Below are 20276 nucleotides of genomic sequence, written 5' to 3'. Positions count from 1 at the left end.
ATATGCTTCAAAAGCATTCTAAATGAATTTTAACTATAAGGTTTACTTATGAGGCCAAAAGTATTTACTATAATTCTTAACTGGAACGGACATCATGATACCATGACCTGTCTCAATTCAATAAAAAAATCTACATACACTGACAATCAGGTAGTTGTAATTGATAATGGTTCCTCAGATGAGTCCATCAAAGCTATTGAGCATTTTGATGATTTCTATATTTTGATTAAAACTGGGGTTAATCTCGGTTTCTCTGGTGGGTGTAACGTTGGCATTAAATATGCCCTAGAACAACATGCTGAATATATCTGGCTGCTAAACAATGATACGGAAGTAGATTCTAATGCATTGCATGAGATGGTCAGTAAAGCAGAGTCTGATACTAGAATAGGGGTTGTCGGCAGCGTCATTCATGACATGGGCACAATCAATCACATACAGGCTTGGGGTGGTGGTTGGGTGAGCAAACTAACGGGACGAGCTGGACATTATTTTACTGTAAATGATGAACCTCACATTGATTATATTACGGGGACCAGCATGCTTTTAAGGGCCTCTGCAGTGAATGATGTCGGGTTATTTGATGAAAAGTCCTTTTTTATGTATTGGGAAGATGTCGATTTATGCTGTCGCCTTCGTAAAGCAGGATGGAAACTGGCTGTTGCGAATAATTCTAAAATATTTCATAAAAAGTCAGCATCTGTAGGCAACAACAGTCCACTTCTGGATTATTATTACAATACATCTGCCATTAGATTTTATCTTAAAAATTATAAAAATCCATTTATTCCGATTTTAGTTGGAACTTCAGGAAGGCTGCTCAAACGTGTATTGAGTCGAGATAAAAAACGGATTGTAAGTACCTTGAAAGGAAGTTGGGTAGGACTTACCAAGCGTTAATTCTCGTACTCGAAAGAAAGAGCTCATAAGGCGATTGATGATTCACTGTTCATACCATATTGAAGTAAAATCGGCTCTTCGTCAGATCGAGTGGGTAGGGTTTACAATGCAGCGGAGCAGTTGTGTCCCGAATAGGAGTTAGCTGATGGTCCCAGAAGAGCTGTTTTCTCTCGCGTTAGGGTTGGTACCGCCGTGGTTGGTGGACGATGTGACCTTCCAAGTGGAGGAGAAGCGCCTGGATCTGCACATCAACTTTCCCAAGGGCAGTCGCTTTGCTTGCCCCGTCTGTGGTGAGGAGTGTCCGGTACATGACACCCGTGAACATACTTGGCGGCACATGGATTTCTTTCAGCATGAAGCCTATCTCCACGCCCGCGTACCCCGTGTGATGTGCCCGGAACATGGGGTGCATCAGATCCCTGTTCCCTGGGCGCGGGAAGGCTCGCGTTTCACCCTGCTCTTTGAAGCGCTGATCATGACCCTGGTGCGGGAGATGCCGGTATTGACAGTAGCCCGCCTGATCGGCGAGACCGACACGCTCCTGTGGCGGGTGATTGACCACTATGTGCCCGAAGCCCGTACCAGAGTGGATATGGCCCATGTCCATGCCGTCGGCGTCGATGAAACCAGCAGTCGGCGCGGCCATGACTACATCACGCTCTTCGTAGATCTGGAAGCTAGGCGACTGCTGTTTGCCACCCCCGGTAAGGACGTCTCCACTTTTGCGCGATTTGCCACAGACCTTGAAGCCCATGGGGGCAGCGCAGAAGCTGTCACGGACGTCAGCATGGACTTGTCTCCCGCCTTCCAGAAAGGGGCTAAAGAGCATCTTCCCAACGCCCAGGTGACCTTTGATCGTTTCCACCTCATGAAGCTCGTCAACGAGGCCGTGGACGCGGTACGCAGGAGCGAAGCATTTACCCAGCCAGACCTCAAAAAGACCCGCTGGCTCTGGCTCAAGAATGAACGGAAACTCAAGGTGAAGCAGAAAGAAAAGCTGCAGGCATTACTCAAAGACCAGAACCTCAAGACGGCGCAGGCCTACCAATTCCGCCTGACCTTTCAGGACATCTTCACGATCAAGAATCGCCATCAGGGTGCTACCCTCTTGAAAGCCTGGTTGGAAAACGCCAAGACCAGCGATCTGCCGCCTATCGTCAAGGTTGCCTACACCATCATGAATCATTGGGATGGTGTGCTCCACTGGTTTGAGAGCCAGATCACCAATGGAATTCTGGAAGGTTTTAACAGCCTCATTCAATCCGCCAAGGCGAAAGCTCGGGGTTACCGTACCCACAAGAACTTTATCAATATGGCCTACCTGATCTTGGGTAAGCTGGATCTCAGGCTACCCACTTGAAATGACGAGGAACCGTAAAATCGTTTCTGAAATATCAGGCACTTTCCCAGTCGAGAATCCATCGTAGAAATGATCACGATACTTTCTGTGAGTGGTGTGGAAAATTTTACCAAAAAAGTCCTCAAACTCTACATAAATAACCAGAGAACTAGATCTTACAACATCTGTCGCCCGTAAATTACTGGTATTGCCTAGTAAGGGTAACGGGACAGAGTAACCATACTTGCTAGTAACAAAAAAGCTTCCATGCGCGTCAATAGGTCCGTAATTACAACGAAACTCATCTTTTTCTGGAAATCGCCTCAGAATCACAGACACATTCTTTGCGGGACCAAGTCCAACATTTTCTAAAGTACCATTTATAGATAATACCGGACCTACTGAGGCATTCAGGTAAGGCTCAAGATCGCCAAAAATATCATCACAAATATGGCCCATCCTAAGACTAGTCGGTTTTATATAACACAAAGGACGTAGATTTTCTTGATGGTGGCGCTCTTCGCTTTCAACAAGCGTTTTATTACTCTCGACTAATTCATGTGTTTCCGCCACGAGTTGCGCGTTTTGTTTAAGTGCATTCTCGGTAGATTTTGCCATCCTATAGGTGAAGTAAGCCAACACGCCTGTGAAAATTGCCAGCAATACCGTCACCCCCGGTAATAACCACGTCTGCAATAAATTTGTATGGTTGCTCACAGCACTTCCACCACCACCGCCGTCCCATAGGCCGTGACCTCATCCATGGCCTGCCCCTGTCCCGCGTCAAACTCACCAGAATCGAAGCGCATCCCCAGTACGGCATTGGCCCCAAGAGAACGGGCATGTTCGGCCAGCTGTTCAAGGGCATCATCACGGGTTTGGGCAATCATTTTGAGATAACCACCCTGTTTTCGGCCAAAGACGGCACGGATACCACCCAGAAGATTACCAACGATATTGCGGGACCGGACACCCGTACCGTAGACCGGCCCGATGACCCGAACCACGCGCATACCGGGGCAGTCGTTGATGGTGAGGATGAGGACATTATTTTCCACCATCATTTCCTTCATCGTTCATCACACGTCCAGCACCACCCCGCACTTGAGTCAATTTGTTAAAGCGTTCCCTTTTGGCAGCACATCTTACGCAGCGAACAGCCTGTACCGCCTGTATCCGTTCGGGGGGAATGATATCGGCACAATCCAGACAGTAGCGATTCCCCTGAGCGTCTTCGTCAGGTTCTTCGTGGGGCACCAAGGCTTTACGTTGTCTCGCCAAGGCGTCCATTAGGTGTTCTTCCGTATTCTTTGCGCCTACATCTGCTTCATCAGCCAAACGTTCACCCAGATTCATAATCGACCATGCTTGATTGAGAATAGGCGATTTTGCCTATAATCGTGCTTACCCAACTTTGGATCGTCGACCCCGTCTGGCTTTTCCGTGCTCTTCCAGCAAGGCTTCACCACGCACCGAGAGGTCGGCTGCATCAGCGGAATCCGCCAGCACCTTCTCAATGGCCGCAATGTAGTGCCGATGATCCCATTCTGGGGCAACGACCTTCGCAGCCCGTCCAAAGCGTTTTTCAAGCTCAAGGTTTCTTTTCTGCACGGCAGGGGTTTGCATGATCTTTTTCTTGGCGGACTCAATCTTGGCGAGCGCAGCCCGCTGACGTTCAAGAATTTCCGTCTGTTTCTTTTCCAAATCTGCCAGCCGTTCCTCTGCGGTACGACGAATACGTTTTTTCACTTCTGTCATGGCCTATTCCTCTAACTGTTCACTTTGTCTGCAAATTCTTTACCTGCCTTAAACTTTACACTCTTTTTGGCGGGAATATCGATTTCCTGTCCAGTCGCCGGATTGCGACCTTTACGGGCGGGTTTTTCCACGACCTCAAAGGTACAGAAACCCCGAAAGACAATCTTTCCGGCTGACGGCAATTCCGCTTCCAGCGTATGCCGAAAAGCCTGAAAAAACTTCTCGGCATCTGTTTTGGACATTTCACCGTGACGTGCCAGTGCGGATATAAATTCGGATTTGTTCATGGATGTCATCCTTTGGATGTAATAATTAGAAACAACTTAGACGGTAAAAGCCTAGTCTGCAATTCATGGTTTTTACACAGGCCCAAGACTTTTTCAAGAGGATAAACTACAAACCCCTCACAGCATCCACCAATACCTTACCCGAAATATGCGTGTACCGCTTCATCATTTGGGTGGATTTATGCCCCATAATCGCCTTCATAGTCATGATGGCTTATCCGTCACCCCAACAGCTTAACCAAATCTTCCGGTTTCAGGTGAGTGTACCTTTTCAGCATTTGCATGTCTTTGTGGCCGGTAATGGCCGACACTTGCATGAGGCCAAGTCCTTTCTCAAAAAAGCGGCTGGTACCCTCATGGCGCAGGTCATGGAAAGTCAGGCCTTCAATGCCTGCCTTTTTGACGGCTTTAATGTAGCTGGCGCGTAAGCCTTCCTGTGTGTAGGTCCATACCTTGCCGTCCAAGTTGCGTGGCAAGTCACGTAATATCTGAGTGGCTTTAGTGGTCAGCGGAACAATACGCTTCTCACCATTTTTGGTGTCTTCCAAGGTAACGGTCTGGCGCTTCAGGTCCACCTTGTCCCAAGTCATGCCCATGATTTCCCCTTGGCGCATAGCGGTTTCTGTGGCGACAACCACAATGGATGCCAATTCGGGGTTCATGGCTTGGCAAGTGTCCAGCAATCGGGTTTCTTCATCGCCCACAAGCCGCCGGTCGCGCCCTTGGGGCAGTCTGGGCTTGCGCACCAATTCCACCGGATTGGTGAGGGCTTCCATGCCCCATTCCTTGCGGGCGATGGTGAACAGATGGGATAGTTAGGGCCAGATACAGTCGGATAGTGTTGGGGGCCTTTCCTTCGGCTTCCATATCCCGTATGACCGCAGCAACATCCTTACCACGGATAGACGCCAGAAACATCTTAGCGATAGGTTTGGCCTGCCATTGGCGTAGTCGAACCAGTTCTTGTCGAGGGGTTTCTTGGACGGGACTATTTCTTCCGCATAACGGTCAAGGGCTTCCATTAGGGTCGTGCTTTCGCTTTCCGAGCGGTCGCGCCAGACGCCCCGCAGCATCTCACTTTCCGCCACCGTCGCCCAAGCATCTGCTTCCTTCCTTGTCCGAAAGGTCTTGTACTGTGCAGGGAATCCTTTTTTGCGAATGGCAACCTGCCAGCCGATATGCTCGCCTTCCCGGTTATAACTCGGTGTGATGGATGCCATACAGCCCCCCGCAATGAACACCTGACGAGAGGGTAAACCAGATCAGACTGTGGTGCAAATACGGTGCAAATTCAAGCAGGCAAAGAAAAAAGATGCTAGACGTAAGCCTAACATCTTGATTTTATTGGTGGCGCTTCAGGGATTCGAACCCCGGACACGCGGATTATGATTCCGCTGCTCTAACCGACTGAGCTAAAGCGCCAATAGCAGCAAATTAAAGCGTTTGCAGTCGCTGTTGTCAAGTTAACAATAGCGAACGAAGCAGGAAAATTCTCCATCCCGATGACCCGGTGCAGTCTTTTTATAATTCGCAATTAATTGATTTTAAATTGTTTAAAATATATTTACTGGTGGGTTGGATCAGGATCCCCGGCTTGTAACTGTTTTGCGAGCGCATCCAGTTTTTGCAGGGCAGGTATGACCGGTTTCTGTAGTTGCTGCAGGTTCGCTTCAGGAAGTTTTACCGGGCAAGTTGCTGATATCCAGCGACCTTGTTGAGTGAAGTGATCGCCGAGTTCAGGAGAGGAGGAAAAAGTCAGTCTGCCGGAACCCGACATGATGGCGCGGTGCAGGACACTACGATTGTCACTGAAAATCATGGTGATATTTTGTGTTGCCGTACCGTTGGGGAGATTTTGAAAACTGTGGAGATGCACCGTGGTACGGTGTGGAGAGTTGATGACGGCATTGTCGGTCTCCAGATTCCGGCTATTTCCAATGCTTGGGAGAAAGGCCTGCAGGCTTCCTGTTTGGGCGTTCCAACATTCATATTGAGTCATCTTACTCTGCTGCTGCCAAGGCCCCTGGATGATCGATACTATCCGCCACAGTCCCGATGCAATCATGGGCTGGGTATCGGGGCTAGCCGCAGCCGGCGACAATGACAGTGTGATAGCCAGGCCTAAAAATGAGAGTACCCATAGCCTGAGGGCTTTATTCATATACGCTCAATGGTAAGAATATTCTAATTGATTCAAAGTATAAACAGGCATACCAAAAAACGCAAAAAACCTTCCCGCGTTTAAAATCGGGAAGGTCTGCGAAATTCCGGCCTAGGTACTCAAGCCATGGCAGGCTTTTGAAAGTGTCGCCGCAAATACGGGGTGAGAGACATTCCCATTATCATAGTCAGGAAAAATAAGATGCCACTGATTCCGTTCAGGCCCAATCCAGCTACGGCCGGTCCGGGACAAAGACCGACAAGTGCCCATCCGGCACCAAATAAGGCAGCGCCGAAAAATAGCTCCCAATCAATACGAACCGAGGCTGGTACAGGCAGGACGTTGCCCAGCAGGGCTTTGCCTCGACGGGCGCTTAAGGGCCATGCGAGGAGCATGGGCAGAATGGCACCACCGAGAACAAAGGCGAGGGTCGGATCCCAATTACCCAGAACATCCAGCCAGCCCTGGACCCGATCGGCATTGAGCATATCAGAAACAATCAATCCCAGACCAAAAAGAGATCCTGCAAACAAGGCGCTGATCAGTCGTAACATTAAATCACCCCCAAAAGTTGCCGGAAAATAGAAATGGCGATGACCCCGCTCATTAAATAAACTGCCGTTGCGAAAATACTGCGTATGGAAAAGCGCGAGATCCCGCAGACACCATGTCCGGAAGTACAGCCATTGGCCAGACGACTACCGATACCGACCAAGAGGCCGGCGATGATGATCAGGCTGAGGTTGTTGGTGACGTGAGTTTCGACCGGGGCAATAAAGCGGACCCAGAGCACCGGAACCATGAACAGGCCGAACAGGAAAACGATTCGCTCCCGGCCATTTCCCCAACCAGAACGATCAATAAGACCGCCAATAAGACCACTGACGCCCATAATGCGACCGTTGACCACCAGAAAGATCAAGGCCGCAGTGCCAATCATCAAACCTCCGATAAAACCCATGAGCCATTCATGTTGCATCAGAATTTCTCCAGTCTGCTTCGGGGCAAATTAAACCGCATTGAGAGGAATGCGGAGGTAGGCGACGCCGTTATCCTCCTTCGGGGGGAGCTCGCCAGCGCGGATATTGACCTGAAGTGCTGGCAAAATCAGTTTGGGCATGGCCAGGGTTGCATCCCTTTTTTGGCGGAGTTCAACAAAATCGGCCAGACTCCGATGATTGCCGAGATGAATGTTGTGGGCTTTTTCCTCGGCGACTGTGCTCTCCCAGCGGTATTCGTCACGTCCCGGAGCCTTGTAATCATGGCAAACAAACAGACGTGTTTCCTCCGGAAGCGCAAATATGCGTTGAACCGAATGGTACAGTGTCTCGGCGCTACCACCCGGAAAATCACAGCGGGCAGAGCCGTAGTCCGGCATGAACAGGGTATCGCCGACAAAGGCCGCGTCGCCGATGACGTAAGTCAGGCAAGCGGGTGTGTGGCCGGGCGTATGCATGACCTGCACGGACAGTTTGCCGATGGTAAAAGTCTCGCCATCGGCAAAGAGATGGTCAAACTGTCTGCCATCCTGAGGAATCTGATCGGACTCGTTATAGATCTGGGCGAAAGTTTTTTGCACCCGGGTGATGTGAGCCCCGATGCCTATTTTGCAGCCGAGTTCCTTGCGGAGAAAATGTGCCGCACTGAGGTGATCGGCATGGGCATGGGTATCGAGTATCCACTCAACCTGCAGATTTTCCTCGTGGACGCGCGCAAGGAGTTTGTCAGCCGAGCTGTGCGAAGTGCGCCCGCTGGCATAATCAAAATCCAGGACCGGATCAATAATGGCGCAAGAGCGGCCCTCGGGTTCTTTGACCAGATAGCTGGCAGTGAACGTGGCTTCATCAAAAAAGCATTCAACAATGGGTTTCATACGCTCGCTCCTCATTTAGATCATATTTGTATATTTAATTATTCTAATTCTATAGTCAATATGGTCGCGAGTCCACAAGCTGTTGCCAAGGAGCAACTTAATCTGTCAGCGCAACAGGCGTCGGACCAGTAAACGCCAGGCGATCAGGTAGGGAATTACGGTATATAGCAGTAGAACGCCGAGATGGTAAGGCACTTGCCTGGGGAGTTGTCCGGTCAATAGTGGGCGCATCAAGGCTACTGCATGGGTCAGCGGCAATACCTGGGCAATATCCTGGGCAAAGGCGGGGAGTGAGTGCAAAGGATAAAATACCCCGCAAAATAAAAACATGGGGGTGACAGCCAGGGTGAAGTAGTACATGAAAAAGTCATAACTGCGGGCCATGGCGGTCATGACCAGGGCGAGGCTGCCGAAGCTTAATCCCGACAGCAGAATGACCGGAATGCTCAGCCATACCCAGGGTCCCTGAATAGCCCCGAAAAAGCTGGCCACGATGATAATGGCGATAGCACTGATCAGGCCTTTGATGGCAGCCCAGAGCACCTCGCCTGCCAGAATGTCGCTGACCCGTAAGGGGGTGGCCAGCATGGCGGCATAAGTATGTTGGGCGCTCATCCGGGTAAAAGCCGAATACAATCCCTCAAAACTCGCCGTATTCATGACACTGCTGGCAACAATGCCCGAAGCAATAAAAGTGATATAGGGCATGCCGTCCATGTGTCCGACAAAATGCCCGAGTCCATAACCCAAAGCCAGTAAATACAGTAATGGATCACCGAAATTGCCAAGCATGCTGGGGAGCAGGAGTTTCCGCCATACCCCGAAATTGCGCTGTACCACCGTCAGGGCTCCGGGATTGGGAATGGCATCTTGCCAGGACATCAGTGCTCGTCCTCACGCAGATTGCGACCTGTGAGTCTTAAAAATACATCTTCAAGACTGGCAGGACGCTGCAACCATCGGTAATCCGGGTTATGGACAAAATGCGCCAGCACTTGCTGCAGGTTCTGCCCATAACAAATGAGAGTGTCCCCGACTCTTTCACTGAGCGCTACCTGCTGTTGATGCCAGTTTTCGGGATCCGGGGTACTGCCGTCCAGGCGGCGCAACTCCAGCACTTCACCGGGAATATGAGATTCAATCAGACCTCTGGGGGTGTCCTGCGCGAGAATGTGACCCTGATCAATAATGCCGACCTGATCGGCAAGTCGTTCTGCCTCGTCCATGTAATGGGTGGTGAGCAACAGGGTGGTTCCCTGCCGGCGTAAGTCCCGCAGACGTTGCCAGATCAGGTGCCGTGCCTGCGGGTCGAGTCCGGTGGTCGGTTCATCCAGCAGCAGGAGCTGCGGCGCGTTGATGAGCGCGCGGGCAATGGTGAGGCGACGTTGCATACCACCAGACAGGGCGGAGATAGGTTGCCGGGCGTAGCCGCTCAGGGCCATGAAATCCAGCAATTCCGCACTGCGTTGACAGATTCTGGTCTTGGGAAGACGAAAATAGCGTCCGTAGGTCCAGAGGTTCTCTTCTACAGTAAAATCCGGGTCGAGGTTGTCCATTTGCGGAACGACGCCGATTCTGGCACGGCCCGCTGCCCCCAAGGTGGAAAGGGCCTGTCCATCCATGCGGATTTCTCCGCCGTCCAGGGGGGTGAGGCCCTGGATAGCCCGTACGGTGGTGCTTTTGCCCGCGCCATTGGGTCCTACCAGGGCATAACAACTACCCGCAGGAATGGAAAAATCCACCCCCCGCAGGACTTCACGGTTACCGTACTGCTTGTGCAGATGTTTCAGTTCAAGAAAAGCGGGATTGAGCACAGGGGCTTGTTCCCGTATAGCGCATTTTGGCTACGTCGTCTGCAAGGGATTGCAGCAGCGCTATCTGCAGGGTGTTGAGTTGACCATGAAAAAAATGATCCGCAGGCAGCAGCAGGGTTGTGGGGTTGACGGGTAAGGCTGCCAGCCACTGTTTGACGTTGGCTGCGGGTACCAACTCGTCCTGCTCACCCTGAATCAGGGTCCAGGGACAGCGGGGTGGCGACAGGTGCTGGAAGTCGAACAGATTGACGGGCGGGGCCACCGTCAGCAGGCGCGTGATATGGGGATGACGGTGTACGGCCCGATAGGCCACGTAAGCGCCAAAAGAAAATCCGGCCAGCCAGATATCAAAACCCGGACGTCTTTCCTGCACCCAATTCAGGACGGCCAGACAGTCTTCTGTTTCCCCCCGGCCGTCGTCATAACTGCCGGCGCTTTCGCCAACGCCCCGAAAATTGAAGCGCAGGGAGGGAATCCCCAGCAGGTTGAAGGTTCTGCTGAGATAGTGCACCACCTTGTTGTGCAGGGTGCCGCCATAGAGCGGGTGCGGGTGGAGAAGGACGGCCACTGCCCCCCGGGTTTCCTTTTCAGGACAGGCGGTAAGGCCTTCCAGATCACCTGCCGGGCCGGGGATGAGGACTTTCTGGCCGACGCATTCCAGGCCCGCCAGCTCCCCTCCGTCATACAGGTGACTGCGGTCTATGGGCAGCATCAGATGCGCAACCTGTCTACGGGAACCCCGTCACGCAGATGGGATTCGACAATTTCCCGCACATCATCTCCATCGACAAAAGTGTACCAGATGGCGTCCGGATAAACGACGGCCACCGGGCCTTCCTGGCAGCGTCCCAGGCAGCCACAGCGATTGACGCGGACCTGATGATCACCATGAATACCCAGGGATTTGGCATGTTTCTTGGCCAGATGAAACATTTCGTCGGCCAGCCCGCTGTTGTTGCAGGCCTGTTCACCATTGTCGCGATGATTCAGGCAAATGAACATGTGCCGTTGATAAAAACCTTCTTCCATAAGCGTTGACCCTTTCTCTGCTCAGGGACATCATACCCGAATCAGCTTTTACAAACAGCGTACGGAGAAATCATGCTCAGCGATTTGCTTGTCGCCAATCTGGATAATGCCCTGCGTACCCTGACCGGTCAGCACGTCGGGAGTAATCGCCCCTATCCCGGCCGGGCGGTGCCCGATACCTTGCTGCGTCCCTGGGAACGTCAGGAGGCAGGGCGAATGATGCGGGTCAATCATGCCGGTGAAGTGATGGCGCAGGCCCTGTATACGGGCCAGGCGGCAGGTACCTCTGATCCAGAATTACGCGCGCAATTGGAACATGCCCGCAGCGAAGAAGAAGATCATCTGCGCTGGTGCCAGACCCGGCTGCAAGAACTCAACAGTCGTCCCAGTCTTTTATCCCCTCTTTGGTACGGAGCGGGCTGGAGCATGGGCTTTCTCGCCGCCCGCCAGGGTCGTGCAGCCAATCTCGGTCTGGTGGTGGCGGTGGAAAATCAGGTGGAAGAGCATCTGAACGGGCACCTGGATACCCTGCCAGCTGATGATGATCGCAGCCGGGCCGTGGTGGCGCAGATGCGGGATGATGAAGTAGGACATGCCGAGACTGCAGAATCCCTGGGTGCCGGGAAACTGCCCATGCCGGTGCGGATGGCCATGGCGGCGTTTTCCAGGGTGCTGACGCAGGGAGCACTCTGGATTTAAGCCTCCCGAAAACTCAGGATGCCTGGTTTTTGGTGGCCAACGGCCGGATATGGAGTTCTGAACCCCCCGGCAGATGAATACGGTAACGACCGGCCCGTACGGCTTCTGCCATGCTGCCAATGGTTTGCTTGCCGAGTAAACTCATGACTTCGGCCTTCAGAGGCTTCCACTGATAGTGGACCGGGCAGGCGGTTTCGTCGGCACAGGCCTTGAGTCCCAGCACGCAACCCTGGCTGAAGGGTTGTCCTTCCACCACTTCGACAATATCCAGAATGTTCATCTGGTCGGCTCCCGGCCTCAGCACAAAGCCACCACCACGGCCCTTAAAAGAATCCAGTACCCCGCGTTTGGCCAGATCCTGAAGGATTTTTGCCAGATATTGGGCCGGAACCCGCAGATAATCGGAAATATCCCGGCTCAGCACCGGTTCGCCCTCCGGTTGGGCGGCAAGATAAATTAATGCTTGTAAAGCATATTCGCTGGTTTTACTCAGTAGCATGAAAACATCCTCAGGATTCGTCGACGACTGTAAAGTCGTGGGTGATTTCCGCTGTTTTCCCCAGCATGACGCTGGCTGAACAGTATTTTTCCGCCGACAGGCTGATGGCGTGTGCTACTCGCTTGGGATCCAGTGCGTTGCCGGATACCATAAAATGCAGGTGTATTTTGGTGAATACCTTGGGGTCGGTATCCGCCCGTTCGGCCTGGATGTCAACCACACATTGCTGGATGGCCTGCCGGGATTTTTGCAGGATCATGACCACGTCAATGCTCGCGCAACCACCGAGACCCATGAGCAACATTTCCATGGGACGTGCGCCGAGATTGTGTCCACCAATTTCTGCGGATCCATCCATGACCAAGGCATGACCACTGTCAGCATTGGCCACAAAACTCATTTGACCCGGGCCCATCCATTGTACGCGTGTCTGCATGCGTCGCCCCCTTTTACTTTTGAACAACAATCTATCATTAGATGACAATATGGGCGTCAAGTAAACCAAACAGCTTACTCAAAGCCGCACCGGGTTGCGCTTCGCGCATGAAGACTTCGCCGACGAGGAAAGCGTTGACGTCCGCCGCACGCAGTTGCAGGACATCCTCAACCTGGCGAATGCCGCTTTCGGTGACCACAATGCGGTCTTCGGGTATCTGTGGAAGTAACTGCAGGGTGGTTTCAATATCGGTCACGAAGCGATGCAGATCGCGGTTATTGATGCCAATCAATGGAGTACGCAATTTTAGGGCACGCTGGAGTTCTGCGCTGTTGTGTACTTCGACGAGTACAGCCATACCCAGGTAATGTGCAGATTCTTCCAGGGTTTGCAGTTGTTCATCAGACAACGCCGCGACAATGAGGAGGATGGCATCTGCGCCAATGGCGCGTGCTTCCCAGACCTGATAGGGATCAATGCAGAAATCCTTTCTCAGCACTGGAACGGAACAAGCTTCCCGGGCAGCCGTCAGGTAAATGTCGGCGCCCTGAAAATAATGTTCATCCGTCAGTACTGACAGGCAGGCAGCGCCGTGGGCTGCGTAATCCTGGGCAATGCTGACGGGATTGAAATCTTCCCGGATAATGCCTGCGGAAGGGGAGGCCTTTTTGATTTCGGCGATGACTGCGGCTTGCCCGGCGCCGATTTTACTGCGGATAGAACCGATGAAATCACGCGCTGGCCCGCTCAGGGCTACAGATTCCTGCAATTCAGCCAGGCCAAGGCGAGCCTTGCGTTCAATGATTTCAGCGTGTTTGCGGGTAATAATTTCCTGGAGTATGTCCGTCATACGGATCCTTTATTGGTTTTTGCCCAGTAATTCCTGCCATTTATTCCAGGCAGCTCCTGACTTCAAAATGTCTCTTGCCAACACCACACCAACCGCCATATCGGGTACCACATCTGCCGCATAAAGTGCCGCCCCCGCGTTCAGTAAAACCACATCCAGGCGCGGCCCAGCCCGGTTTTGCAGGACCTCTTCAGCGGCCGACAATGCTTCTGCTACGCTGTTAATTTGCAGGCTGGCAAGCGGTGCGCGCGCAATACCGAAGTCCTCCGGCTGAATACGGCTGCGCGAAATCACCCCATCCTTCAGTTCGGCCATGTCCGTGGGGGCAGAAAGACTGATTTCATCCAGGCCGTCATGACCATGAACCACCAGTACGTGACGGGAGCCCAGTTCCCGTGCCGCTTCGGCCAGTGGCATCAGCCAGCGTTCGGCATATACGCCGAGCACCTGATGCGGGGCTCCCGCCGGGTTACTCAGGGGACCCATCAAATTGAACAATGAGCGAATAGCCAGTTCCTTGCGCGGACCGACGGCATGGCGCATGGCACCATGATGCGCCGGTGCAAACAGGAAGCCGATGCCGATTTTTTCGATGCTCTGGGCCACCGCTTCGGGGTCCATATCCATGGGCAGACCCGCAGCTTCTAGAACATCTGCACTGCCACTGCGACTGACCATGGAACGGTTGCCGTGTTTGGCTACCCGGGCGCCCCCCGCTGCTGCGACGACGGCAGATACCGTGGAAATGTTGAAGGTGCTCAGGGCATCTCCGCCGGTCCCGCAGGTGTCGAGCAGATGATCGGTGGAAACTTCTACCCGGGTCATGCAGGCGCGCAGCGCCAGGGTGGCACCAACCAGTTCTTCGACCCGTTGTCCCTTCATGCGCAGGCCCATGAGGAGGGCACCAATTTGCGCAGGCGTCCAGTCACCGGCCATGATTCCGGCAAATACATGCTGGGCTTGCTCTCGGGACAAATCCTGCCCGGCGGCAATTTGTTCAAGAATGTCGCGGACCATCATCGGGTTGCTTCTCCCTGTATGAAGTGCTGGAGGAGGGTTTTACCACATTCGCTGAGAATGGATTCAGGGTGGAACTGCACCCCTTCCACGGCCAATGCGCGGTGACGTAAGCCCATGATTTCTCCCGCTTCCGTCCAGGCCGTAATTTCCAGACTCTCTGGCAGACTGTCGCGTTCGACAATCAGGGAATGATAACGGGTGGCGGGAAAGGGATCGGGCAGGTCGTGGAAGATTCCCTGACCATGGTGATGGATGGGCGAGGTCTTGCCATGCATCACCTGATCGGCGCGGATCACCTTGCCACCAAAAGCCTGACCGATGGCCTGATGGCCGAGACAAACGCCCAGCAGCGGGATTTTTCCGGCAAAGTGCTGGATGGTGGCAATGGAAATGCCCGCTTCATTGGGGGTGCAGGGACCGGGCGAGATGCAGATATGGCTGGGAGCCAGTTTTGCAATGCGGGCAATATCAATGGCGTCATTGCGTTCTACCCGTACTTCTGCACCAAGCTCACCAAAATACTGCACCAGGTTGTAGGTGAAGCTATCGTAATTATCGATCATGAGCAGCATAATTTCACCATCCTATTGATTTTTATGCATTCAACCATAAAACACTCGCGAATCATGCCCTTTCATACCCTCTTTAGCGACGGCTACTTGGCAGGGACAACGACTGCAGGTGTAACAGCAAGACGTTTGGCGCGGCGCGCAAAGCGACGGTCATCAAAGCTTATGAATTCCGTGCAGTGGCTGCTGGCCAGCAAGTGCAGGGCATCGGCGAAGTCCAGCCCCTCTGTGTGCCAGGCCAAGGCATCGGCGATGCGCGACCATTCCTCGACATTGACGTTGGGCAGACCAAGCAGATGTTTGACGACCCTGACGAAATCCTCGTCCGCGAAGCCATAAAAGGCGCGCAAGACCCATTCGAGCTCAAGGATTACGGTCAGGGGCACGAACACCTGGGGAGATTCGGTCAGGAGTCTATGGGCAATCGGTCGTTGTCTGGCGGCCTCGGGGTCAGCCGGGTCAGCCACATAGAAACGTGCCAGAATGTTGGTATCAAGGGCGATCATCTTTGCTTTCCCGCATGGCGAGGGCGACATCAAAATCGGCAAGACGGCGCTTGCCCGGCCGCGTGCAAACCAGCATGCCAAAGCCGTCTTCGGCAGTGGTTTGAGTGACTTGGCGCTTCACCTCGACGTGGATGACATGACCTTCCAGGCTGAAATCGAGTTGACAGCCGGGGGTGATGCCCAAGCGGCGACGGATTTCCACCGGAATGACAACTTGGCCTTTATCGGAAACAGTTGTTAACATGGCAACATTCCCCTCTTACCTAGTAAGAATATTTTAGCACAAGGCATTATTCCGACAACGGAATGCAGGTGGCGTAGTCTGTAATTGTCAATCATGAGCAGCATGATCTGCCCTCCCTTCGGGGTCGAGGCCGTTTTCGGCCAGGGCTACAGCGCGGAACATGGCGCGGCGCTTGTTCATGGTTTCTTCCCACTCTGCTGCGGGTTCGGAGTCGGCCACAATGCCTCCTCCGGCCTGAATATGCAGGGTGCCGTTTTTGATGACTGCAGTGCGGATGGCGATGCAGGTATCCATGTTGCCATTCCAGCCCCAGTAGCCCACGGCCCCGGCATATACGGCCCGGGATACCGGTTCGATTTCCCGGATGATTTCCATGGCACGAATTTTCGGCGCTCCTGATACGGTGCCCGCCGGAAAGCTGGCACGGAGGGCATCCATGGCATCCAGCTCCGGGCGCAGCCGACCAGTGACCTGGGAAACAATGTGCATGACATGGGAGTAGCGTTCAATGCCAAAGGAATCCGTCAGTGTGACCGAACCGACTTCGGCAATTCGGCCCACATCATTGCGGGCCAGATCAATCAGCATGAGATGTTCGGCACGTTCTTTGGGGTCTGCCAGAAGCTCTTTTTCCAGGGCTTCATCCTCTGCCCGGGTTTTGCCCCGGGGACGGGTTCCGGCAATGGGGCGTACGGTGACCTGCTGGTCTTCCACCCGGACCAGAATTTCTGGCGAAGAGCCCACCAGATAAGTGTCGTCCAGATCTACATAAAACATGTAGGGAGAAGGATTGACGCCTCGCAGGGCCCGGTAAAGGTCCAGAGGATGGGCACTCAGTTCGGTGGACAGGCGTTGCGAAGGCACGACTTGCATGACGTCGCCAGCAGCGATGTAATCCTTGATGTGATCCACTGCGGCCATGTATCCCTCACGGCTGAAACTGGCGGTGAAGTCTTCTTCCCTCACCCTGCGGGTTTGCACGGGGGGTGGCGGCGGCATGGCGCTTTGTCGTAGCCGCTTCTGCAGCGCATCCAGGCGCTGAAGACCCTGGTGATAGGCCTTGTCTTGACTGGGATCCACATGAACCAGAAGCCGGATGGTTCCACGTAAATTGTCAAAAATCAGCAGTTCATCGGCCACCAGCAACTGGATTTCCGGCAGATCGAGCGGATCAGGGAGGGTTGCGCTACGCGTCAGACGCGGCTCAATATAGCGAACAATATCGTATCCGAAGTAACCGACCAGTCCGCCACTGAAACGGTCATCAATGGCTTCTTCCAGGGGCGCGACCCGAAAGCGCGCGCGAAATGCGCTGATCCATTCGAGCGCGTCTTGCGGCTGGGCCCGTTCCGTTTCGACCCCCTCATTATGAACGGTCACCAACCCGTGATGCACGCGGATGATCTGCCGGGCAGGGAGCCCGATGATGGAGTAACGCCCCCATTTTTCACCGCCCTGAACGGATTCGAGTAGATAGGCATAGGGACCGTCTACCAGTTTCAGATAGGCGGAAAGAGGAGTATCGAGGTCGGCAATGACCTCGCGGGAAAGGGGAATGCGGTTATAGCCCTGGCTTGCCAGGGCAGCAAAAGTGGCTTCAGAAATCACGGATCACCTCGTTGGAACGATAAAAAGAAGGGCACTGCTTTTCAGCAGCAACGCCATCGTTTTCCCACACGTTCCAATTTCCGCATAATTTCCGTTACTCCTGTCTCAGGCGAGAATATCCAATAATTCACTCATATTGTCCAGTACAGCATCGGGATTGAGCGTGTGTACGGGTTCGTCACCATGATATCCATAGGTTACACAAGCTACGGGCATGCTAGCTGCGCGGGCTGCCTGGGTATCATTGCAGGAATCTCCGACCAACAAACAGTCACCTACCGGCTGATGAAAGTGGGCAGCAGCATGCAGGAGTTGCAATGGATCCGGCTTCTTTTTGGGAAGGCTGTCACCCGACAGGACCAGGCCAAAAAAGTCATATAACTCCAGACGTTTTAACAGGGGTTCGGTAAAAGCCTTGGCCTTGTTGGTGATGCAGACCAGCTCCCGGCCTTGCGCCTGAAGGGCTTTGAGGGTGTCGCTTACGCCTGGATAAATCTGACTGTGATCCAGCAGATGCTCTCCGTAGTATCGACTGAAATCGACCATGGCGGCGTCCAGTTCTGCTTCGCTGGGTTCCTGCTGAATACTCAGGGCCCGGCGCATCAGTTCACGAACGCCATTGCCGATGAAGCCGCGAATCACCGGCATCCCGGCAGGTTGACGCCCCAGTTTGCGAAGGGCGTGGTTGGCGGCTCCCGCCAGATCCGGAGCGGTATCAATGAGCGTACCGTCCAGATCCAGCAGTACCACCCGCGCCGTGAAGGGTGCGCTGACGTTCAGTTGCACCGTCATTTAACCCGCCAGTGCCTTGCGGAAAGCCGCAATGGTAGCTTTATAGTCTGGAGTGTTATAAATGGCGCTGCCGGCGACAAATACATCGGCACCAGCATCGGCGACCCGGCGCACATTATCGACTTTAACGCCACCATCTACTTCCAGTTCAATATGCTTGCCGGTAGCGTCAATGCGCTTGCGGATGGCTTCGATCTTACGCAGGGTGTAGTCAATGAAACTCTGACCGCCAAAACCGGGGTTGACGCTCATGACCAGTACCAGGTCCAGGTTTTCCAGGACGTAGTCCAGCACATCGAGGGGCGTTCCGGGATTGAGCGACACGCCAGCCTTGCAACCGAGGCTGTGGATCAACTGAATGGTGCGATCCAGATGAATGGTTGCTTCCGGATGCACGGTGATGATGTTGGCACCGGCCTTGGCAAACTCGGGAATGATGGCATCCACCGGGGCAATCATCAAATGCACATCCAGAGGCTTCTGGGTATGGGGTTTGATAGCCGCAGCGACCAGCGGTCCAATAGTCAGGTTGGGTACAAAATGGTTGTCCATGACGTCAACATGAATATAGTCGGCGCCAGCTTCATCCACTGCCCGCACTTCTTCACCCAGGCGGGCAAAGTCAGCAGAGAGAATGGAGGGTGAAATCTTGAATTGTGTCATACGGCCTCCAAAACAGGGCGAGAGCGCCGTGCGCCCTCGCCGGTTGCAAAAACCGGAATCGCTTCAGAGACCAGTGACGCGGGGATCCAGTTCACCTTTCTTGTAGCGTTTGAACATGTCATCCAGCTGAACGACCTTGATCTTGCTGGCATTGCCGGCCGTACCAAAGGCTTCGAAACGCTGACGGCAGATGTCGCGCATAGCATCCAGAGAAGCCGTGAGGAACTTGCGGGGATCGAAGTTCTTGGGGTTTTTGTAAAGGCTCTGGCGCACAGCACCCGTAGCGGCCAGACGCAGGTCGGTGTCTATATTGACCTTGCGCACCCCGTTTTTGATGCCTTCCTGAATTTCTTCGACGGGCACGCCGTAGGTTTCGCCAATATCACCACCAAATTCGTGGATGATTTTCAGCCATTCCTGGGGCACGGAACTGGAGCCATGCATGACCAGATGGGTATCGGGAATACGGGCGTGAATTTCCTTGATCCGGTCAATACGCAGTACCTTGCCGGTTGGCGGCTGGGTAAATTTGTAGGCACCATGACTGGTGCCGATGGCGATAGCCAGGGCATCTAGCTTGGTGGCCTTCACAAATTGGGCGGCTTCTTCCGGATCGGTCAGCATCTGGTCGTGGGTCAGACAGCCTTCGGCACCCACTCCGTCTTCTTCACCAGCCATGCCGGTTTCCAGGGATCCCAGACAACCCAGTTCACCTTCCACAGAAACGCCTACAGCATGGGCCATTTCAACCACTTTGGCAGTGACGGCGGTGTTGTAATCGTAGCTGGCCGGGGTTTTGGCATCTTCCATCAGGGAGCCGTCCATCATGACGCTGGAGAATCCGGAGCGGATGGCCTGAATACAAACGGCTGGGCTGGCACCGTGATCCTGATGGAGGACGACAGGAATATCGGGATATTCTTCAATGGCCGCCAAAATGAGGTGGCGCAGGAAGGGTTCACCAGCATATTTGCGGGCACCCGCAGATGCCTGCAGGATAACCGGCGCATCCACAGCAGCGGCGGCTTCCATGATGGCGCGAACCTGTTCGAGGTTGTTGACATTAAATGCGGGAATTCCGTAGCTGTGTTCTGCAGCGTGATCCAAAAGCTGGCGCAGTGAAACGAGGGCCATAGCACTTCTCCTAAACGTGAATGAAAAATGGTTGGTTTCTAATCAATCCTATAGACGGGATAGGCAAACTGCAAGCCGCCCGTCATTCCGGTGTT

29 protein-coding genes and 1 tRNA gene are annotated in these 20276 nt (G+C 53.5%); 3 read left to right on the top strand and 27 right to left on the bottom strand.

Annotated elements, in window-relative coordinates:
- The first annotated feature begins 48 nt into the window (after positions 1-48).
- Together GCD22_RS17355 and GCD22_RS17350 are read left to right on the top strand one after the other, a co-directional pair.
- Complete coding sequence (locus GCD22_RS17355) at positions 49-900, top strand: glycosyltransferase family 2 protein (protein WP_031573912.1); 852 nt, start codon at positions 49-51, stop codon at positions 898-900.
- Positions 901-1045: 145 nt separating this feature from the next.
- Positions 1046-2260: an ISL3 family transposase gene (locus GCD22_RS17350; RefSeq protein WP_065973572.1), complete on the top strand. Its 1215-nt coding sequence runs from the start codon at positions 1046-1048 to the stop codon at positions 2258-2260.
- On the opposite strand, the gene GCD22_RS17345 is transcribed toward GCD22_RS17350, so the two are convergent.
- From GCD22_RS17345 to GCD22_RS17275, 16 genes are all read right to left on the bottom strand, one after another.
- Positions 2249-2956, bottom strand: a complete 708-nt coding sequence (locus GCD22_RS17345; protein WP_153940880.1) for a hypothetical protein — start codon at positions 2954-2956, stop codon at positions 2249-2251. The two genes, GCD22_RS17350 and GCD22_RS17345, sit on opposite strands and share 12 nt — an antisense overlap.
- A complete protein-coding gene (locus tag GCD22_RS17340) occupies positions 2953-3303 on the bottom strand; it encodes a YbjQ family protein (RefSeq protein WP_031573903.1) in 351 nt (116 codons plus the stop codon). Before GCD22_RS17340 ends, GCD22_RS17345 begins: the two co-directional genes overlap by 4 nt.
- Positions 3287-3595, bottom strand: a complete 309-nt coding sequence (locus GCD22_RS17335; RefSeq protein ID WP_051690687.1) for a TraR/DksA C4-type zinc finger protein — start codon at positions 3593-3595, stop codon at positions 3287-3289. The genes GCD22_RS17340 and GCD22_RS17335 overlap by 17 nt, the downstream gene beginning before the upstream one ends.
- Before the next feature lie 48 nt (positions 3596-3643).
- On the bottom strand, positions 3644-3997 hold the full coding sequence (locus GCD22_RS17330; protein ID WP_031573896.1) for a hypothetical protein: 354 nt from the start codon (positions 3995-3997) through the stop codon (positions 3644-3646).
- 11 nt (positions 3998-4008) lie between these two features.
- On the bottom strand, positions 4009-4284 hold the full coding sequence (locus GCD22_RS17325) for an HU family DNA-binding protein (RefSeq protein WP_031573893.1): 276 nt from the start codon (positions 4282-4284) through the stop codon (positions 4009-4011).
- A gap of 221 nt (positions 4285-4505) precedes the next feature.
- Positions 4506-5060: a site-specific integrase gene (locus tag GCD22_RS18660; RefSeq protein ID WP_226852407.1), complete on the bottom strand. Its 555-nt coding sequence runs from the start codon at positions 5058-5060 to the stop codon at positions 4506-4508.
- A 39-nt stretch (positions 5061-5099) separates the two neighbouring features.
- Positions 5100-5504, bottom strand: coding sequence for a hypothetical protein (locus GCD22_RS18655; RefSeq protein ID WP_226852408.1), 405 nt, complete (start codon positions 5502-5504; stop codon positions 5100-5102).
- Positions 5505-5629: 125 nt separating this feature from the next.
- Positions 5630-5706, bottom strand: a tRNA-Met gene (locus GCD22_RS17315).
- Positions 5707-5848: 142 nt separating this feature from the next.
- The gene (locus GCD22_RS17310) at positions 5849-6283 is read right to left on the bottom strand and encodes a hypothetical protein (protein ID WP_176212034.1); all 435 of its coding nucleotides are present in this window, start codon (positions 6281-6283) and stop codon (positions 5849-5851) included.
- A 281-nt stretch (positions 6284-6564) separates the two neighbouring features.
- On the bottom strand, positions 6565-6999 hold the full coding sequence (locus tag GCD22_RS17305) for a DUF6691 family protein (protein ID WP_031573887.1): 435 nt from the start codon (positions 6997-6999) through the stop codon (positions 6565-6567).
- Entirely contained in the window at positions 6999-7424 is a 426-nt protein-coding gene (locus GCD22_RS17300; RefSeq protein WP_024893174.1) for a YeeE/YedE family protein, read from the bottom strand. Before GCD22_RS17300 ends, GCD22_RS17305 begins: the two co-directional genes overlap by 1 nt.
- Positions 7425-7454: 30 nt before the next feature.
- A complete protein-coding gene (locus GCD22_RS17295; RefSeq protein WP_031573884.1) occupies positions 7455-8318 on the bottom strand; it encodes an MBL fold metallo-hydrolase in 864 nt (287 codons plus the stop codon).
- 105 nt (positions 8319-8423) lie between these two features.
- Positions 8424-9200: an ABC transporter permease gene (locus GCD22_RS17290; RefSeq protein WP_031573881.1), complete on the bottom strand. Its 777-nt coding sequence runs from the start codon at positions 9198-9200 to the stop codon at positions 8424-8426.
- Entirely contained in the window at positions 9200-10132 is a 933-nt protein-coding gene (locus tag GCD22_RS17285) for an ATP-binding cassette domain-containing protein (protein ID WP_035211004.1), read from the bottom strand. Before GCD22_RS17285 ends, GCD22_RS17290 begins: the two co-directional genes overlap by 1 nt.
- Positions 10110-10844 (bottom strand): alpha/beta hydrolase, encoded by a 735-nt coding sequence (locus GCD22_RS17280; protein ID WP_031573876.1) that lies wholly within the window; start codon positions 10842-10844, stop codon positions 10110-10112. Before GCD22_RS17280 ends, GCD22_RS17285 begins: the two co-directional genes overlap by 23 nt.
- Entirely contained in the window at positions 10844-11161 is a 318-nt protein-coding gene (locus GCD22_RS17275) for a (2Fe-2S) ferredoxin domain-containing protein (RefSeq protein WP_024893179.1), read from the bottom strand. Before GCD22_RS17275 ends, GCD22_RS17280 begins: the two co-directional genes overlap by 1 nt.
- Positions 11162-11233: 72 nt before the next feature.
- Here GCD22_RS17275 and coq7 point away from each other — a divergent pair, with 72 nt between their 5' ends.
- Entirely contained in the window at positions 11234-11860 is a 627-nt protein-coding gene (gene coq7, locus GCD22_RS17270) for a 2-polyprenyl-3-methyl-6-methoxy-1,4-benzoquinone monooxygenase (RefSeq protein ID WP_031573872.1), read from the top strand.
- 13 nt (positions 11861-11873) lie between these two features.
- On the opposite strand, the gene GCD22_RS17265 is transcribed toward coq7, so the two are convergent.
- From GCD22_RS17265 to fba, 11 genes are all read right to left on the bottom strand, one after another.
- On the bottom strand, positions 11874-12359 hold the full coding sequence (locus tag GCD22_RS17265) for an RrF2 family transcriptional regulator (protein ID WP_153940879.1): 486 nt from the start codon (positions 12357-12359) through the stop codon (positions 11874-11876).
- Between the two features lie 10 nt (positions 12360-12369).
- Entirely contained in the window at positions 12370-12795 is a 426-nt protein-coding gene (locus GCD22_RS17260) for an OsmC family protein (protein WP_010641088.1), read from the bottom strand.
- A gap of 37 nt (positions 12796-12832) precedes the next feature.
- Positions 12833-13645, bottom strand: coding sequence for an indole-3-glycerol phosphate synthase TrpC (trpC, locus tag GCD22_RS17255; RefSeq protein WP_031573869.1), 813 nt, complete (start codon positions 13643-13645; stop codon positions 12833-12835).
- Between the two features lie 9 nt (positions 13646-13654).
- Positions 13655-14665, bottom strand: coding sequence for an anthranilate phosphoribosyltransferase (gene trpD, locus GCD22_RS17250; RefSeq protein WP_024893182.1), 1011 nt, complete (start codon positions 14663-14665; stop codon positions 13655-13657).
- A complete protein-coding gene (locus tag GCD22_RS17245; protein WP_031573865.1) occupies positions 14662-15237 on the bottom strand; it encodes an anthranilate synthase component II in 576 nt (191 codons plus the stop codon). The genes trpD and GCD22_RS17245 overlap by 4 nt, the downstream gene beginning before the upstream one ends.
- An 83-nt stretch (positions 15238-15320) precedes the next feature.
- Positions 15321-15740, bottom strand: a complete 420-nt coding sequence (locus GCD22_RS17240; RefSeq protein ID WP_024893184.1) for a type II toxin-antitoxin system VapC family toxin — start codon at positions 15738-15740, stop codon at positions 15321-15323.
- Positions 15727-15984, bottom strand: coding sequence for an AbrB/MazE/SpoVT family DNA-binding domain-containing protein (locus GCD22_RS17235; protein ID WP_031573862.1), 258 nt, complete (start codon positions 15982-15984; stop codon positions 15727-15729). The genes GCD22_RS17240 and GCD22_RS17235 overlap by 14 nt, the downstream gene beginning before the upstream one ends.
- 87 nt (positions 15985-16071) lie before the next feature.
- Positions 16072-17592: an anthranilate synthase component I gene (trpE, locus tag GCD22_RS17230; protein WP_031573860.1), complete on the bottom strand. Its 1521-nt coding sequence runs from the start codon at positions 17590-17592 to the stop codon at positions 16072-16074.
- A gap of 105 nt (positions 17593-17697) precedes the next feature.
- Complete coding sequence (locus GCD22_RS17225) at positions 17698-18384, bottom strand: phosphoglycolate phosphatase (protein ID WP_031573857.1); 687 nt, start codon at positions 18382-18384, stop codon at positions 17698-17700.
- On the bottom strand, positions 18385-19047 hold the full coding sequence (gene rpe, locus GCD22_RS17220) for a ribulose-phosphate 3-epimerase (protein ID WP_010642498.1): 663 nt from the start codon (positions 19045-19047) through the stop codon (positions 18385-18387).
- Positions 19048-19110: 63 nt separating this feature from the next.
- Complete coding sequence (fba, locus tag GCD22_RS17215; protein WP_010642497.1) at positions 19111-20181, bottom strand: class II fructose-bisphosphate aldolase; 1071 nt, start codon at positions 20179-20181, stop codon at positions 19111-19113.
- Positions 20182-20276 lie beyond the last annotated feature (95 nt).

The organism is Acidithiobacillus thiooxidans ATCC 19377, from assembly GCF_009662475.1.
Classification (GTDB): Bacteria; Pseudomonadota; Gammaproteobacteria; order Acidithiobacillales; family Acidithiobacillaceae; genus Acidithiobacillus; species Acidithiobacillus thiooxidans.
The sequence above is the reverse complement of the archived record's forward strand: the minus strand, read 5'-3'. Positions and strand labels throughout refer to the sequence as shown.